Source organism: Paenibacillus sp. BK033, from assembly GCF_004345425.1.
Taxonomy (GTDB): Bacteria; Bacillota; Bacilli; order Paenibacillales; family Paenibacillaceae; genus Pristimantibacillus.
Genome location: NZ_SLVP01000001.1, coordinates 250,318 through 265,362 on the forward strand (window position 1 = coordinate 250,318; position 15,045 = coordinate 265,362).

16 protein-coding genes are annotated in these 15,045 nt (G+C 54.6%); 11 read left to right on the forward strand and 5 right to left on the reverse strand.

Annotation, left to right across the window (positions count from 1 at the left end; translation table 11 throughout):
- Positions 1 to 818 precede the first annotated feature (818 nt).
- Positions 819 to 1,247, reverse strand: a complete 429-nt coding sequence (locus tag EV294_RS01105) for a GNAT family N-acetyltransferase (protein WP_132303191.1) — start codon at positions 1,245 to 1,247, stop codon at positions 819 to 821.
- 35 nt (positions 1,248 to 1,282) lie between these two features.
- Positions 1,283 to 1,585 carry a hypothetical protein gene (locus EV294_RS01110; protein WP_132303192.1) on the reverse strand — a complete coding sequence of 101 codons (303 nt, stop codon included), beginning with the start codon at positions 1,583 to 1,585 and terminating at the stop codon, positions 1,283 to 1,285.
- 144 nt (positions 1,586 to 1,729) lie between these two features.
- On the opposite strand from EV294_RS01110, the gene EV294_RS01115 reads away from it, so the two are divergent.
- The 6 genes from EV294_RS01115 (at position 1,730) to EV294_RS01140 (ending at position 6,470) form a co-directional block, all read left to right on the forward strand.
- Positions 1,730 to 3,019 (forward strand): VWA domain-containing protein, encoded by a 1,290-nt coding sequence (locus tag EV294_RS01115; protein WP_132303193.1) that lies wholly within the window; start codon positions 1,730 to 1,732, stop codon positions 3,017 to 3,019.
- A 139-nt stretch (positions 3,020 to 3,158) separates the two neighbouring features.
- The gene (pxpB, locus tag EV294_RS01120; protein WP_132303194.1) at positions 3,159 to 3,872 is read left to right on the forward strand and encodes a 5-oxoprolinase subunit PxpB; all 714 of its coding nucleotides are present in this window, start codon (positions 3,159 to 3,161) and stop codon (positions 3,870 to 3,872) included.
- On the forward strand, positions 3,869 to 4,957 hold the full coding sequence (locus EV294_RS01125) for a 5-oxoprolinase subunit C family protein (RefSeq protein WP_165930543.1): 1,089 nt from the start codon (positions 3,869 to 3,871) through the stop codon (positions 4,955 to 4,957). Before pxpB ends, EV294_RS01125 begins: the two co-directional genes overlap by 4 nt.
- Positions 4,958 to 4,974: 17 nt before the next feature.
- Positions 4,975 to 5,760, forward strand: a complete 786-nt coding sequence (locus EV294_RS01130) for a 5-oxoprolinase subunit PxpA (protein ID WP_132303195.1) — start codon at positions 4,975 to 4,977, stop codon at positions 5,758 to 5,760.
- 3 nt (positions 5,761 to 5,763) lie between these two features.
- A complete protein-coding gene (locus EV294_RS01135) occupies positions 5,764 to 6,189 on the forward strand; it encodes a gamma-glutamylcyclotransferase family protein (protein ID WP_132303196.1) in 426 nt (141 codons plus the stop codon).
- Positions 6,190 to 6,281: 92 nt separating this feature from the next.
- The gene (locus tag EV294_RS01140) at positions 6,282 to 6,470 is read left to right on the forward strand and encodes a hypothetical protein (RefSeq protein WP_015842998.1); all 189 of its coding nucleotides are present in this window, start codon (positions 6,282 to 6,284) and stop codon (positions 6,468 to 6,470) included.
- A 545-nt stretch (positions 6,471 to 7,015) separates the two neighbouring features.
- Here the strand turns inward: EV294_RS01140 and EV294_RS01145 are convergent.
- From EV294_RS01145 to EV294_RS30160, 3 genes are all read right to left on the reverse strand, one after another.
- Positions 7,016 to 8,287 carry an MFS transporter gene (locus EV294_RS01145; protein ID WP_132303197.1) on the reverse strand — a complete coding sequence of 424 codons (1,272 nt, stop codon included), beginning with the start codon at positions 8,285 to 8,287 and terminating at the stop codon, positions 7,016 to 7,018.
- Positions 8,288 to 8,361: 74 nt separating this feature from the next.
- Positions 8,362 to 8,838, reverse strand: coding sequence for a MarR family winged helix-turn-helix transcriptional regulator (locus EV294_RS01150; RefSeq protein WP_132303198.1), 477 nt, complete (start codon positions 8,836 to 8,838; stop codon positions 8,362 to 8,364).
- A gap of 118 nt (positions 8,839 to 8,956) precedes the next feature.
- On the reverse strand, positions 8,957 to 9,103 hold the full coding sequence (locus EV294_RS30160; RefSeq protein ID WP_165930544.1) for a hypothetical protein: 147 nt from the start codon (positions 9,101 to 9,103) through the stop codon (positions 8,957 to 8,959).
- A 465-nt stretch (positions 9,104 to 9,568) separates the two neighbouring features.
- Between EV294_RS30160 and EV294_RS01155 the strand changes: the two genes are divergently transcribed.
- The 5 genes from EV294_RS01155 (at position 9,569) to pheT (ending at position 14,990) form a co-directional block, all read left to right on the forward strand.
- On the forward strand, positions 9,569 to 10,411 hold the full coding sequence (locus tag EV294_RS01155; protein WP_132303199.1) for a sensor histidine kinase: 843 nt from the start codon (positions 9,569 to 9,571) through the stop codon (positions 10,409 to 10,411).
- A 53-nt stretch (positions 10,412 to 10,464) separates the two neighbouring features.
- Positions 10,465 to 11,109, forward strand: coding sequence for a response regulator (locus EV294_RS01160; RefSeq protein WP_481856042.1), 645 nt, complete (start codon positions 10,465 to 10,467; stop codon positions 11,107 to 11,109).
- Positions 11,110 to 11,233: 124 nt separating this feature from the next.
- Positions 11,234 to 11,365 (forward strand): hypothetical protein, encoded by a 132-nt coding sequence (locus EV294_RS30860; RefSeq protein WP_279513470.1) that lies wholly within the window; start codon positions 11,234 to 11,236, stop codon positions 11,363 to 11,365.
- 125 nt (positions 11,366 to 11,490) lie between these two features.
- Positions 11,491 to 12,522, forward strand: a complete 1,032-nt coding sequence (pheS, locus tag EV294_RS01165; protein WP_132303201.1) for a phenylalanine--tRNA ligase subunit alpha — start codon at positions 11,491 to 11,493, stop codon at positions 12,520 to 12,522.
- Between the two features lie 20 nt (positions 12,523 to 12,542).
- Positions 12,543 to 14,990, forward strand: coding sequence for a phenylalanine--tRNA ligase subunit beta (pheT, locus tag EV294_RS01170; RefSeq protein ID WP_132303202.1), 2,448 nt, complete (start codon positions 12,543 to 12,545; stop codon positions 14,988 to 14,990).
- Positions 14,991 to 15,045: the final 55 nt, after the last annotated feature.

The following is a 15,045-nucleotide window of genomic DNA, read 5'->3' on the forward strand; positions in this document are numbered from 1 at the left end:
CTGCTGTTGTTCCTCTGAATATTGAATTTACTCATCTAATGAGTATTCAGAGGAACAAAGGCAGGCGCTCCGCTCTTCCAGGAGATACAATACCCTCACTTCGCTCACTCCGCGTGCTTCCCAACATGCGCACTCTTCCCACAAAGGGGCTGCCTTAAAAATAGGCAGCCCCTTTGTGGTAGGGACGTGGAGGCGCCTGGTGGATTCCAGGCGCCGCGATCGGGAAAAGCATATAGTGCGATTTGCGGAGAAGTAGATTTTTCCGCGACTGCAGGATACTCCAAAAGAAAAAGGCAATTAACGGAGCGCTAACGAAACGTAGTATCGTTATTTGAGGAAAATGGGCGGTTTTGGAGTTCTAACGAAACGACATAGCGTTATTTGCTTGTTTTGAAGGGAATACGAGGGTGAAACGGATGAATAGCGATATCTGGTTTCGTTAGAACTTCAGGAGTGTGTATTTTGAGTAAATAAGGTTACCAGGTTTCGTTAGATGCGAAGAGTGGAGCATGAGGAGCAGCTGTAGGTGGAAGTGATGAACAGGGAGGTTTTTGGTTAGTGCCGAAGTTCGACTCTTATAGGGGGCTTGGCTTAACGGAGATTATCAAAGCCTCGGGGCGCAAAGCGCTGGAAGGCGAGTGGAGAATGGCAAGCGGCAGAGGGTAGAGGAGAAGGGCAGTGAGGACGGGGAAGCACAACTAGTCAGGTACGAGAGGGTACACGAAGAAAGGCAACCTTGAGATGTATAGAAAGGCGTGGAAAGACAAAAAAGAAAGGAGCTGCCGGCCATGGCAGCTCCTTTCTGGTGGGACGGGACCTTAAAGCGTCTTCTTCATGGTTACGTGGGGAATGCCTTCTTCCAGGAATACGTCGGAGACGGTATGGTAGCCGAGCTTGGCGTAGAAGGCTTCGGCATGCGTCTGGCCGTTAAGCTTTGCTTCCTTGAGGCCGTCTTCGCGGGCAACGGATTCAAGCGCTTCTACGACAGCGCGGCCTAGTCCGTATTTGCGGTGGGAGGCAAGGACGCAAATGCGCTGCAGCTTGGCAACTCCGTCAACCACTCTTACGCGGCCGGCAGCAACCGGCTCATTATTATAAAGGACCAGGACATGCTTGGACGATTCCTCGAATTCGTCGTATTCGTTCTCGGCCGGCACGCCTTGCTCGTCCACAAAAACTTTTTTGCGGATGTCGTAAACCGACTGCAGATCCTGCTCATTGGTAACCAATCTTGAAGTAATTGTCATGTTGTTCTCGTTCTCCTTCCCTATGTACAAGCGGCTTAGGTTTGGCGCAGCTCGCCGTCGCCCCGGATGGCCGCGGCCTGATGAGGCTCGTTCGGGTGCAAATAGGCAGTGCCGTTAAAGGCTCGTCCATCGGCTGCCGTTGCGTATAATTCGACCCGGATATCCTCGCTTTGCCCAAACCATGAAAGCAGCTCGGTATCTTTTACTCCGTTAACGTCCACGTACCATAGCTTTGATCCGTAATCCGACACTAGCACAAGCTCAGCGGACTGGAACAGAAGCTCCTTCATCTGCTGCCGGTATACAATCTCAATGCCCTTAAGTTGAATAGTTTCCATGATTGCAGCCCTCCATGTACTGGCATAAAACGGCCGATATTCTTCGCTAGGATGCCTGCTTTTGATTGTAATGTTGATTGCCGGTTAATGCAACAATCCGCCATTTCCCATCGTCTATTTAGAAAATAAAGGGGGTTATGGAAAATGATAAAAAACAAAACGAAAAGCAAGCTCATGTCCATGATCATTTCAATGCTTGTTCTCCTGCTTATTCTGAGCAGCTGTTCCTCAAACCGGAACAATAATGCCGCCGACCGAGCGGCACCGGATAGCGGAGCGAAAAGCAGCCAATCCGAGACCTCCGCTGATGACCGGGGAAACCGGGTTGAGGATAAGCCGGTTGAACCCGAGTCTCACCGGGAGGAAGCGCGACGTCAAGGACGTACCGACGCGCCAATCCAGGCAGGCCAGCTGACCGCGGGCGAGTGGGATGACCTTGCCGCCTGGGAAAGGTTCAATAATTTGCTCAACAGCTATGAAGGCAGTGACAGCTCCGCGCATTGGGGCTTTGAATATTTTAACCGGTTGGAAGTATCGGTGACCTCGGATGGCCGCGCCGTTACCGATGCGACGGTAAGGCTGATCGGGCAGCAGAATCGAACCGTCTGGGAAGCGAGGACAAATGCCGATGGCAAGGCCTACGTGTTCGCTGGCTTGTTCAAGGATAACGAGCAGCCTTATCAGAGAACGCGCTATTCCGTTGAAGTGACGGCCGACCAGCAGAAGAAAAAGGTATCCAATATCGAGGTGCCCGGTCAAGGAGTCTTGAAGGTAGATCTGGACGGAGAGCTGCCGGACTCCAAACAGGTGGATGTCATGTTTGTAATGGATACAACCGGCTCCATGCAGGATGAGATGGATTATATGGAGGCGGAGCTGAAGGATGTCATCGCCCGGGTAGGCGAGAAGCATGCCAATCAGCTGGATATCCGAATGAGCACGAATTTTTACCGGGATATTCATGATGATTATGTCGTGAAGGCGAATCCCTTCACCACGAATATCGATCAGGCGGTAAGGCTTATCGCGATGCAAAAAGCGCAGGGCGGCGGGGATTATCCGGAAGCGGTCGAGCAGGCTTTGCGCAATGCGGTCAGCGATCATAAATGGAGCGAGAACGCGCGGGCAAGGCTGATGTTTGTTGTGCTGGACGCGCCGCCTCATCACGAAGCTCAAATTATGCAGGAGATGCACAGCGTTATCGAAGACGCCGCAAAGGCAGGGATTCGCATCATTCCGGTCGCTTCAAGCGGCGTTGATGTGGATACGGAATACTTGCTGCGGTTCGCGGCCGTCGCAACCGGCGGCACCTACCTGTTTCTGACCGACGACAGCGGCATCGGCAGCGATCATCTGGAGCCTGCCGTAGGCGAGTATGAGACGAAGCTGCTTAACGATCTGCTGGTTGAAGTCATTAACCGGTACGTTCAATAAGATAAGGTGGGGGATTGCCCTGCCGGAAAAACGGGAGTTGTCTGAAATGGCGGCTCTCGTTTTTTTCGTGCATAGGATGGTTGTTGTCGCGGATTTCTTTTACAATGGGGGAAAAGAGCAGAGCCGGAGGTGCTGAGCCGTGACTGTAAACGTATTGCCGCTTGGTGACCGTGCGCTTGTCCTCCAGCAGGAAACGCGGGGGGCGCTAGGCTGGAAGCAAATGGCCGACCTTGCCTGGATGCTGAAGCAGCGAGCCGAAGCTTGGGTGATTGATATTGTGCCGGCATACGAGACCGTTACCGTCTTGTATGATCCTGCCACGCTGTGGCGGGAAATCGAGCAAGGGCCGGAGGCAGATATTCTGCTTCCGCACCAGCTCGCGGAACGGAAGCTGCGGGAGTTGGTGGAGAATGAAAAAACCGCTTCCGAACGGGATGGGAAAGTCCGCAGATTTGATCTTCCCGTGTACTACGGAGGCCATTACGGCCCGGATCTGGAAGAGTCGGCGGAGCGCTCGGGGCTGTCGGCGGCGGAATTCGTCGAGGAGCATTCCAGGGTGGAATATACCGTGGCGATGATTGGGTTTATGCCCGGCTTTCCGTATATGAGCGGGCTGCCGGAGAAGCTGGAGCAGCCGCGGAAGGACGTGCCGCGTTCCGTTGTCCCGGCAGGATCCGTCGGAATCGCGGGAAGGCAGACCGGTATTTATCCGCTTGCTACGCCAGGGGGGTGGCAGATTATCGGCTATACGCCGATTTCTATGTTTGACAAGGAACGCATCGAGCCCGTGCTTCTACGGGCGGGGGACCGCGTCCGATTTATTCCCGTGTCCGGAGGTGAGGGCCGCTTATGACAGACTCCAGCATAAGAACGGAAGCCGGGATAAAGGTGTTAAGACCCGGCCTGTTGACCACGATTCAGGATTTGGGGAGAGACGGCTACCGTTCCTCGGGCATAGCTGCCGGAGGCGCGATGGACCGGTACGCGCTGCGGATTGCGAATCTTCTGGTGGGCAACGAGGAAGGGGAAGCGGGGCTTGAGGTGACGCTTGTTGGCCCTGAGCTGGAGGCCGGTATGGATCTGCTTCTTTCCGTTTGCGGCGCTTATCTGGAGCCAACGATTGATGGCGAAGAGCTGCCGATGTGGCGGCCGGTCTTTGTTCCGCGCGGCGCGGTGCTGCGCTTTGGCCGCGCTGTCAGCGGCTGCCGGGCCTACGTGGCGGCAGCGGGAGGCTTTGGCGTGCCGCGCGAGCTTGGCAGCCGCAGCACGGATGCGCGCGCCGCGCTGGGCGGGCTTGCCGGGCGGCGCCTTGCCGCCGGCGACGCCCTGCCCTGCGGCGCGGCGCAGGGCGCAGCTGCCCCGTCCCGGTGGGCAGCCGCATGGGCAACGGCGCTGGCGCGGCAGGGCGAAGCCGCCGCTTCAGCGCCGGAAGGCGCGGGCCGCCGCCTGCCGTGGGCGGCCGCGCCATGGTTTGCGCCGCCGGGCGCCTACGGCGGCGGCGACGGCGAAGACGGCATCGTGCTTCGCGCGATGCCGGGGAGCGAGCACGGGCAGTTCAGCGCAGCTGCCCGTGAAGCCCTGTACCGGGAGCGGTATACCGTCGCTCCCGCCTCGGACCGCATGGGGTGCCGACTGACCGGCACCCCGCTTGCAAGAGAGTCCCGTGCGGAGCTGCTCTCGCACGGGGTAACGCCCGGCGCCGTGCAAGTGCCGCCCGGCGGGGGGCCGATCATTCTGGCCGCCGACTGCCAGACGACCGGCGGCTATCCCAAAATCGCGCATGTCGCTACGGTCGACATGCCGCTACTCGCCCAAGCGAAACCGGGCGATACGATCCGGTTCCAGCCTGTTACCTTAGGCGAGGCGCAGCGGCTGGATCGCAAGCGCGAGCAGGACATCCGCTATCTGGCCGCCGCCATTCGCAGCCGTCAGCCTTAAACGAAAGGAGAACCAGCATGGTAAACAGCAATACGGACAAGCGCGCGGTTGATCTCAACTGCGATTTCGGGGAAGGCTACGGCAACTATTCCTTCGGGCAAGATGCCGAGCTTCTCCCCTATATTACAAGCGTAAATATCGCATGCGGCTTTCATGCCGGCGATCCCCACACGATGCATGCTGCCGTGAAGCAGGCTTTGTCCGCGGGCGCCGCCATCGGCGCCCACCCCGGTCTGCCGGACCGGCTTGGCTTTGGCCGCCGTGAGATGCAGGTAACCGCAGCCGAGGTATACGATTTTGTTTTATACCAGGCTGGCGCATTACGGGCTTTTGTCCGGGCATTAGGCGGGGAAATGGCTCACCTGAAACCGCACGGAGCCCTTTATCATATGGCTAACCGCGATAAGGCGGTTTCTGAGGCGATCGTCAAAGCGGCTTTGGCTGTTGATGACTGCCTTATGATTTACGGTCAATCCGGCAGCCTGCTGCTGGATACGGCCAAGAAATACGGTCTGCCTTCCGCAGCCGAGGTGTTTGCGGACCGAGCTTACGAGCCGGACGGCAGTCTCGCTCCTCGCGGCAAGCATGGAGCCGTCCTGGATGATGCGGACCAGGCGGCCGCCCAAGCGGTAGCGATGGCAGCGAAAGGTATCGCTTTTACCCCGGAAGGCGCACTGGTGAACGTACAGGCCGACACGATTTGCCTGCACGGCGATGGTCCTCTCGCGGCTCTTTTTGCCTCCCGTATCCGGGAGGCGCTGGTCAATGAGGGGATTACACTCCAGGCGCCGGGCAAGGCGTAACTCATGTCAGTACGGGACAAGATTACCGTGTTTGCATACGGCTCCCTGCTTCCGGGTTTAATCAACCATGCTGTCATCGCTCCTTTCCTCATGCATAGCAGAAGCGGCATGATCGCGGGCAGGCTGGTGAACGTGGGAGCTTATCCCGCTGCGGTTAGAGATCAGGCGGCAAGAGCAGACGGGGCGGTGATTGAGGGGCTGTGGCTGACGATCGACCGTGCCGGACTCGCTGTTCTCGACGAGCTGGAGGAGTTTTACGGCATCGAGGAAAACAATGACTACGACCGGGTTTGGGTTCAAGATGTCGGAGCTCCCGAGCTTGAGGGCTGGGTTTATATCTGGCCGTCTGACCGCGGCTTTCCGCCCGTTCCCGGCTCATCGTGGCCGGATTTCATAAATAGCTTGACCACTAAACTAAAGCTTTCATGAAATGTAAATTTACTGCTAGACTGGAAGCACATAATCTCCTAAAATTAGATATGATGTAGAGGTATGATCTAGGGCTAGGGGAGAGATTAGCTATGACTGAGGATGGGATCACGGGAGAATTTTTTGAAGGTTATAAGGTCACATTCCCTATGGGACGTTATGATGTATCCGTCTACATGACAAAGGTCTATTACGAAGCCTGGAAATACTTCAGAGATGCTGAAATTACGGATGTATGGGTAGAAGAGGTTAAGCTGGACCTGGTGAAGTTTCTGAAATAACACGATAAAGCTTGAACGGGAGAACGCCTTTTGGCGCGTTCTCTTTTTTTATTTCCAAAATGTAAAAATCCCCTATTTTGTACTAGATCAAAATAGGTCAAATCTCCTGAAATAAAGATTGTTTTGCTGTTTATCCGTTTTTTCTCGCTGGCTAAATCCCATACGGTATTTGTATCCGAGATTTTCAGCCGCTGGCGCCACCCATGACACCTAACGAAACTACAACACGCTATTTGCCCGAATTTAAGGCCTCTGAATTTCTAACGAAACCCCATATCGCTATTTGGTTATTTTTTGCAGATTCCAGTCTCTATTCGGCCCAATAACGTTACTAAGTTTCATTAGCTTCTGGAAGCAGCTGATCTTTGCGAAATAAGAATACATAGTTTCGTTAGCGGAATAAGCACGGGCAATTGAATCGCTGAATGGGACGTCACACGAGTAAGCCAGCCGAATCCCGCAAGCATCGATAGCAAGAGCGGTCAATCGCAAAAAGCCTCAGGCACTCCGTATTCAAGGAGCAGCCCGAGGCTTTTTGGCGACTATTAAGCTTGAAGCGTCATATCCTTGCGCTCCGCCAGATGTCTTTTTACCCGAATCGCCATCAGGGAGGCAAAGAAGCAGGTGAAGCCTGCGATAACAAAAGCCTGCGAATAGCTGCCGAGCCAGTCTCGCATAAGGCCCGCGCCGTACGCGGCGGTGGAAGCGCCGATCTGGTGGGCAACCACGATCCAGCCAAAGATCATGCCGGATTTTTCCTTGCCGAACGTTTCTCCGGCGAGCTTGGCTGTAGGCGGTACGGTCGCAATCCAGTCCAGGCCGTAGAATACGGAGAAAATAACAAGCATAGCCGGCGTAGCATCCAGCGCGTAAGGAAGGAACAGCAGCGACAGCCCTCTCAGCCCGTAATACCAGAACAGCAGCCAGCGGCTGTCGAAGCGGTCCGACAGCCAGCCGGAGATCGTGGTGCCAAAGAGGTCAAAGATGCCCATCATGGCCAGAAGTCCGGCAGCGGCAACCTCAACCATCCCGTGATCGCCGCAGGCGGCAATGAGATGGGTTCCGATCAGGCCGTTTGTAGAGAAGCCGCAGAAAAAGAAGGTGCCGGCGAGCAGCCAGAACGTTTTATTTTTCATCGCGTAACCGAGATTCTTGATTGGGGCCAGGAACAGATTGCCGCGGAAAGGCGTTGGCTTTACGATCTCGTCCGTGCCGTACGGAGCGGCACCCACATCGGAAGGATGGTTTTTCATCCAGATGGCAACCAGCACAAACACCGTGACAATGCCAATAACAGCCGTATACATCGCGGAGCGCCAGCCGTAATCGGAGGTCATTTTGGCAAGCAGCGGCAGGAACAACAGCTGTCCGGCAGCGGCGCTTGCCGTCAGCATGCCAACAACCAGTCCTTTACGCTTCACAAACCACAGATTGCTGACGGTAACGCCAAGCACGTTGGCCATCATGCCGGTTGCAAGCCCGGAGACAAGGCCCCACAGCAGATCAAATTGCCACAACGCATTTATGAAGGGCGTAACGGCAAGACTTGCGGCCAATACGGCTAGAGAAAGAAGCACGACCTTGCGGATGCCGAAGCGCAGCAGCAGGGCAGCGGAGAACGGGCCAACCAGACCGTATAGTAAAATGCCGATGGATGCCACGCTTGAGATCTCTCCCCGGCTCCAGCCGAATTCGTCCTGGAAGGGGATCATCAAGACGCTTGGCATGGAACGAATGCCTGCCGATACCAGCAGCGTAACAAAGGTAAGCAGTACGATTATCCACCCGTAATAAAACTTGCTTTTGACCTGATTCATTTCGCACCTCGATTTATTTTGTTTGTACATACAAATGTATGAAAGCAAAAGTTCCGGTTAAGGAACTAAAGTTGCTATTTCTCCAGCTGTTCGCTTGTCGATTCCAAGGAATGCGTCAGCTGCGATGACGCTTCTACGCCAAGAATGGCTTGGTAAGATTCAAGAAGCTTTTTGGAGGCGGAGCGAATCGTTGGCTCCAGCTCGCGGCCTTTGTCCGTCGGATAGACAAGAACGGTTTTGCCTTGAACCTTGCGCTCAACAAGCTGCTTGGCTTCCAGCTTGTCGATAAACCGTGTCAGGGTAGAAGGGGTGATGTACAGCTTCTCGGATAATTCCTTTTGCGTAATACCGGGCTTGGCGACACTTAGACGAATAACATAGCCGTAACCGGGCGCAAGCCCCGTTGCAGCAAAAGCATCGTCCGCCATGCGGGTAATGGCCCTGCTCAGGCGGTTCGCCGTAAAATATAAGCAGGTGTGCAGGAAAGCCTCGGGATTATCCACTTGTTCTTCTAAATCCGCAGCCGCTGCGGGGTCGATGTCTTTTGACATATCCTATGCCCTCCTTGCGGTTTGATGACTTCTATTTTGTATGTACAACAAAAATAATTGAAATTTGATTTCCTGTCAATAGAAAAAACGCCCCCATGCTAAAATGGGGGCGTAGTATCTACTTATGTTCGTCCTCGGACTCGTAAGCGATTAAGCTGATCGTTGAACCTATCTGTCCGGTCAGCTTTTGCTCTAATTGTCGGATTTCTTCAAGCGCTTCCGTATGCTTCTCAAGCTCAGCAAGCTTGAAATGATTGTTGGTCATCGGTAATCCTCCTCTCTCATTTTCATTGTGCTCGCGGCGAAGCGTTCTTATACGAATTGTTCTTTCCCAAGGCGTCTAGTACACTTGAGGGAGTCACAATAAGCATTACCCGGGAAATGTTATCAGCATTAATCTTTTATCGCATTAGTTAAGCATGGCCATTCATAAGCGAATGCTTGCGAAGTATGAATCGCTATCGCCATTCATAAAAGTTAATGCTTACGAAGCAAGAATCATCACGAACAGCCGAAAGGCAGTTTGTGTGATAATTCTTTAAGCGAATGCTTACGAAGTATGAATCGCTATCGCCATTCATAAAAGTTAATGCTTACGAAGCAAGAATCATCACGAACAGCCCAAAGGCCGTTTGTGTGATAATTCTTTAAGCGAATGCTTACGAAGCAAGAATCATCACGAACAGCCCAAAGGCCGTTTGTGTGATAATTCTTTTTAGGAGATGCAAAAATGTCCTACAAATCTCTGAAATTTTTAATTTTATGGATCCCTACTATTGTTGTAGGTTTGTGGGAGTACGTCCGGCACGTCTTCCTGCTTCCGTATATTTCAATGGAGCTGGGTAACTTTTTGGCCCCGGCCCTTGTGTTTCTGTTTACACTGACTTTATTGCGCGGACTGTTTGGCAAGCTGGAACAGACGCAGGAAGCCCTTCAACGCGAGCGGGTGTCCAAGGCTTCCTTCGAGCAGCGGGAGCAGCTGGCACGCGAGCTTCATGACGGCATCTCGCAATCGCTGTTCCTGCTTTCCGTAAAGCTGGATAAGCTGGAGCATATGGGGCTGGGCGATGACGCGAGGGAAACGACCGTTCAAATCAGACAGACGGTTAAGCATGTCTACGAGGATGTCCGGCAGTCCATTGCGAGTTTGCAGTCTCCGGCCGTAGTCGTAGATGATTCATGGCTGAACGCCATTCATGGGGCGGTGAATGATTTGCTGCAAAACAGCGGCGTTCGCGCAAAGCTCGATTGGCAGCTGCCGGAAGGCGCGTTATCCAACAAACAGCTGGTCGAGCTGCAGTCGATTATTCGGGAAGCGCTGATGAACGTCCGCAAATACGCGCAGGCGACCGAGGTTGAGGTTATAAGCCGGCAGCAGGGCGAAGAGGATTTTGTATGCGAAATAAAGGATAACGGAGTTGGAGCAGACCCTGGCCTGATCGAAGCGAAGGACCGGTACGGCATCCGCATGATGCGGGATCGAGCAGAACAGATGGGCTGGTTGTTTGATATTAGAAGCGCGGCAGGCGCGGGAACAACGGTACGCATTCAATCCGGAGGTGAAGGAAATTGAGTAAAGCAATTCGGGTATTTCTGGTGGATGATCATCCTCACGGAAGGGAAGGCATGCGGGAAATTATCGGAGCGGATCCGGAGTTTGCGGTTGTCGGCGAAGCGGCCAGCGGCGAAGAAGCGATTGCCCGGATCGATGACGTGCTGCCCGATCTGGTGCTGATGGACATCAATATGCCCGGCATGGGAGGGCTTGAGGCGACGCAGCAGCTGAAGTTTTTGTACCCGGCTCTCAAGATTGTTATGGTGACGGTCTCGGACGACATTACTCATTTGTTCGAAGCGATCAAGCGGGGAGCGCAAGGCTATCTGTTCAAAAATCTGTCTCCTTCCGCATGGAGAGAATATCTCCGGGCCGTTGTGGATGACGAAGCGCCCATGTCGAAGGAAATTGCTTTCAGGCTGCTGCAGGAGTTTACTTCGGCGGCCTCGTCAAACGGGACAAACCCGGCAAAAGCCGGTACTAAATCCGGGATGCCCGGTGATGCCTCTGCAATGACAACGCCGCTTACTTCCCGCGAGAAGGATATTCTTGAGCGTGTTGTGACGGGAGAGTCGAACAAGGAGATTGCGGTTGCCTTCGGGTTATCCGAGCATACGGTCAAGAACCATTTGAAAAATATTTTGCAGAAGCTTCATCTGGATAACCGCGTTCAGCTGACCCGTTATGCCTACGAGCAGGGGCTGCTCGAAAAATAAACTTGCCAAGCAGCGAATGGTTGCAAGGAAATCAGGAAATGCATATAATATAGATTATTGTGTCCAATAGAGAAAGCTTTGATGGAGATAAGTAAGCAGAGCTTCCGTACAGGGAGAAGACGCCATGGATTGCGAGCGTCTTTACGGGATTAGGCTGCCGAAGTTCACTCCGGAGCAGACGCCTGAACCGCTTCAAGCCGCCAATGGCCGAACGCGAATTAGGGAAGGTCCGGTTCCCGCCGTTAACGGGATTTGAGGGGTTGCTGTTTTTGGGCAATCCGAATTAGGGTGGTACCACGGTCTTTCGTCCCTTGCGGGGAGGAAGGCCTTTTTTTGTTGCTATTGTTGTTATAAATTCCACAATGGAGGCGAGTTTTTACGATGAAAGAGCGTTTGGAAGCATTGCGCGTTGAAGCGCTGCAAGAGCTGCACCAGGTCGACAATCCGCAGCAGCTGAATGATTTGCGTGTGAAATACTTAGGAAAAAAAGGGGCGCTGACCGAGATTTTGCGCGGGATGGGCGGTCTGAGCGCGGAAGAGCGTCCGATTATCGGGCAGGTGGCCAATGACGTGCGCGCCGCAATCGAGGGCGTTATCGACGAGAAGCAAAACGCGTTCCTCGCGGCCGAGACGGAAAACCGTCTTCGCGCGGAGACCATTGACGTAACGCTGCCGGGCAAAGCTTTGCCGACAGGCGCGGTGCATCCGCTGAACAAGGTCGCGCAGGAAATCGAGGATGTATTCGTAGGCTTGGGTTACTCCATTGCCGAAGGTCCGGAGGTCGAGACCGATTACTTCAACTTCGAAGCGCTTAACCTGCCGAAGAACCACCCTGCCCGCGATATGCAGGATTCGTTCTACATTACGGAAGACATCCTGATGCGTACGCATACGTCGCCGGTTCAGGTCCGTACGATGCAGCAAATGAACGGCAAGCCGATCAAGGTTATTTGCCCGGGCAAAGTATACCGCCGCGATGACGACGACGCGACGCATTCGTTCATGTTCAATCAGATTGAAGGTCTTGTCGTTGGTCCAAACATCCGAATGAGCGACCTGAAAGGCACGCTGCTTCAATTCGTGCAGCAAATGTTCGGGCAGCAGGCGCAAATCCGTCTCCGCCCAAGCTTCTTCCCGTTCACGGAGCCAAGCGCGGAGGTTGACGTTACCTGCGTGCAATGCGGCGGCCACGGCTGCCGGATGTGCAAGCAGACAGGCTGGCTTGAAATTCTCGGCTGCGGCATGGTGCATCCGCGCGTTCTCGAGATGGGCGGCTACGATCCGAAGGAAGTGAGCGGTTTTGCTTTCGGCATGGGCGTTGAGCGCATCGCGCTTCTGAAATACGGCATCGACGATATCCGTCATTTCTACACGAACGATCAGCGGTTCTTAAGCCAATTCGCGAGAATGTAAAGGGGAGGGGGAAACAAGCGATGAAAGTATCTTACCAATGGTTAAATGAATATATCGATTTGACAGGCTATACGGGCGAAGAATTAGCGGAAAAAATGACGCGCGGAGGTATCGAGATCGACGGCGTGGAGTCCCTCAACAAAGGGGTGACCGGCGTTGTAGTCGGTTACGTTAAATCCCGCGAGAAGCATCCGGATGCCGACAAGCTTAGCGTATGCAAGATTGACGTCGGTACGGGCGAAGAGCTTCAAATCGTATGCGGCGCGAAAAACGTGGACGCCGGCCAAAAGGTTCCGGTTGCGATGATCGGCGCGAAGCTGCCGGGAGATTTCGCAATCAAACGAGCGAAGCTGCGCGGCGTGGAATCGCAGGGCATGATCTGCTCGGCCAAGGAGCTCGGCATTAACGACAAGCTGCTTCCGAAGGAGCAGCAGGAAGGCATTCTCGTGCTTCCGGCATCGACGCCGGTTGGCACGCCGATCGGCGATGTGCTTGGCATAAACGACGAGGTGCTTGAGCTGGATCTGACGCCCAACCGTTCGGACTGCCTCAGCATGCTGGGCGTTGCTTACGAGATTGGCGCTTTGACCGGCCGCGAGGTGCGCATCCCCGAACCGGCCGTTAACCATGCGGCAGACCGTGCGGACAGCCATATCTCGGTATCGATCAGCGCTCCGGAGCAATGCTCGCATTACAGCGCGCGATACATCAAAGGCGTAAAGATTGGTCCATCCCCGCAATGGCTGCAAAACCGGCTGATCGCTGCGGGCATTCGTCCGATCAGCAACGTGGTTGACGTGACAAACTTCGTTATGCTGGAATATGGCCAGCCGCTGCACGCTTTTGACGCGGATGCCCTTACAACCGGCCGAATCGACGTTCGTCAGGCGAAGCAAGGCGAGAAGATCGTAACCCTGGATGACCAGGAGCGTACGCTTGAGCCTCATATGCTCGTTATTACGGATGGCGAGAAGCCTGTGGCGCTGGCAGGCGTTATGGGCGGAGCGAATTCCGAAGTCAACGACCAGACGGTTAATATCCTGCTGGAGTCGGCGAAGTTTGACGGCGGTACCGTCCGCAAAACCTCCCGCCAGCTGGGTCTCCGTTCGGAGTCGAGCATCCGCTTCGAGAAGGAAGTGGATCCGGCCCGCGTTATTCCGGCGCTGAATCGTGCGGCTGCTCTTATTGCGGAGCTTGCCGACGGTCTTGTGGCAGAAGGAATCGTGGAAGCGGTCGTTGCGAAAACAGAGCCGGCTGTTGTTGAAGTCACGTTGGACAAAATCAACGGTTACCTCGGAACGGAGCTGTCGCGCCTTGAGGTTCAGACGATTTTTGACCGCCTGCATTTCAGCTACCGTTTATCCGATGCCAATGACCTGTTCGCCGTAACGGTGCCTACGCGCCGCGGCGACATTACGCGCGATGTCGACTTAATTGAAGAAGTAGCCCGGTTGTTCGGCTACGACAATATTCCTACTACGCCGATTCACGGCGATGTGACGCCTGGCGGGCTGACCAAGCCGCAGACGATCCGCCGCGAGCTGCGCAGAAGATTGACCGATGCGGGTCTTTTTGAAGTGATCAGCTACTCGTTTACGGGACCTTCCCGCACCGAGCTGTTCCCTGAGCTGACCGGCAAGGATCTGAAACCGGTGAAGCTGGCTATGCCGATGAGCGAGGACCGCAGCGTTCTCCGTACTACGCTGATTGCCCAGCTGATTGAGACAGCGACGTATAACCGCAACCGTAAAAATGAATCTTCAGCGATTTTCGAAATCGGCAGCGTCTTCCATACGGAAGAAGAGCAGCTTACGCGCCTTCCGGAAGAGAAGCAGCGCCTTGCGGTATTGCTCACGGGCAACCGTGTAGACGCGCAATGGAACCGTAAAGCGGAGCCTGTAGATTTCTACGATGCAAAAGGCGTTCTGGAAACCGTGGTTGATGTTCTTGGCTTGACCTCGAAGGTACGTTACGAATCGGCTCAGCCAACGAACTTCCATCCGGGCAGAACGGCGGCGGTTATCGTGGATACCGCCCATGGACCGGAAACGATCGGTTACGTCGGCCAGCTTCATCCGACCTTGCAGCATGAAAGCGACCTTGCCGACACGTACGTGGCTGAGATAGAATTGGGCACCTTGTATGGGCTGGCTGATTCCGGCATCGAATACAAGGCTCTTCCTCGCTACCCGGCTATGCAGCGCGATATCGCCGTGGTGCTGGACCAGGCTGTTCCGGCAGCGAAGCTGACAGAAACCGCGTGGGCTGTTGCGGGCGAATTGCTCGAGTCCGTTCGGGTGTTCGACGTCTTCACCGGCGAAAAGCTTGGAGCCGGCAAGAAGAGCGTTGCCGTAGCGCTCGTTTACCGTCATGCCGACCGTACGCTGACCGATGAAGAAGTGACCGAGCTGCACGGCAAAGTCGTTGCCGAGCTTGAACAATCTTTTGCCGCTGAATTAAGAAAGTAGGCAGGAAACCTTTTAAGTCGCATCGAAATAGTTCCTTGTGAACTTTCGATGCGGC

Bases quoted from the DNA above. Each gene is read 5' to 3' on its own strand.
- EV294_RS01105 (WP_132303191.1), bottom strand. From the start codon at position 1,247: ATGACAATTACTTCAAGATTGGTTACCAATGAGCAGGATCTGCAGTCG.
- EV294_RS01110 (WP_132303192.1), bottom strand. From the start codon at position 1,585: ATGGAAACTATTCAACTTAAGGGCATTGAGATTGTATACCGGCAGCAG.
- EV294_RS01115 (WP_132303193.1), top strand. From the start codon at position 1,730: ATGATAAAAAACAAAACGAAAAGCAAGCTCATGTCCATGATCATTTCA.
- EV294_RS01125 (WP_165930543.1), top strand. From the start codon at position 3,869: ATGACAGACTCCAGCATAAGAACGGAAGCCGGGATAAAGGTGTTAAGA.
- EV294_RS01130 (WP_132303195.1), top strand. From the start codon at position 4,975: ATGGTAAACAGCAATACGGACAAGCGCGCGGTTGATCTCAACTGCGAT.
- EV294_RS01135 (WP_132303196.1), top strand. From the start codon at position 5,764: ATGTCAGTACGGGACAAGATTACCGTGTTTGCATACGGCTCCCTGCTT.
- EV294_RS01140 (WP_015842998.1), top strand. From the start codon at position 6,282: ATGACTGAGGATGGGATCACGGGAGAATTTTTTGAAGGTTATAAGGTC.
- EV294_RS01145 (WP_132303197.1), bottom strand. From the start codon at position 8,287: ATGAATCAGGTCAAAAGCAAGTTTTATTACGGGTGGATAATCGTACTG.
- EV294_RS01150 (WP_132303198.1), bottom strand. From the start codon at position 8,838: ATGTCAAAAGACATCGACCCCGCAGCGGCTGCGGATTTAGAAGAACAA.
- EV294_RS30160 (WP_165930544.1), bottom strand. From the start codon at position 9,103: ATGACCAACAATCATTTCAAGCTTGCTGAGCTTGAGAAGCATACGGAA.
- EV294_RS01155 (WP_132303199.1), top strand. From the start codon at position 9,569: ATGTCCTACAAATCTCTGAAATTTTTAATTTTATGGATCCCTACTATT.
- EV294_RS01160 (WP_481856042.1), top strand. From the start codon at position 10,465: ATGCGGGAAATTATCGGAGCGGATCCGGAGTTTGCGGTTGTCGGCGAA.
- EV294_RS30860 (WP_279513470.1), top strand. From the start codon at position 11,234: ATGGATTGCGAGCGTCTTTACGGGATTAGGCTGCCGAAGTTCACTCCG.
- pheS (WP_132303201.1), top strand. From the start codon at position 11,491: ATGAAAGAGCGTTTGGAAGCATTGCGCGTTGAAGCGCTGCAAGAGCTG.
- pheT (WP_132303202.1), top strand. From the start codon at position 12,543: ATGAAAGTATCTTACCAATGGTTAAATGAATATATCGATTTGACAGGC.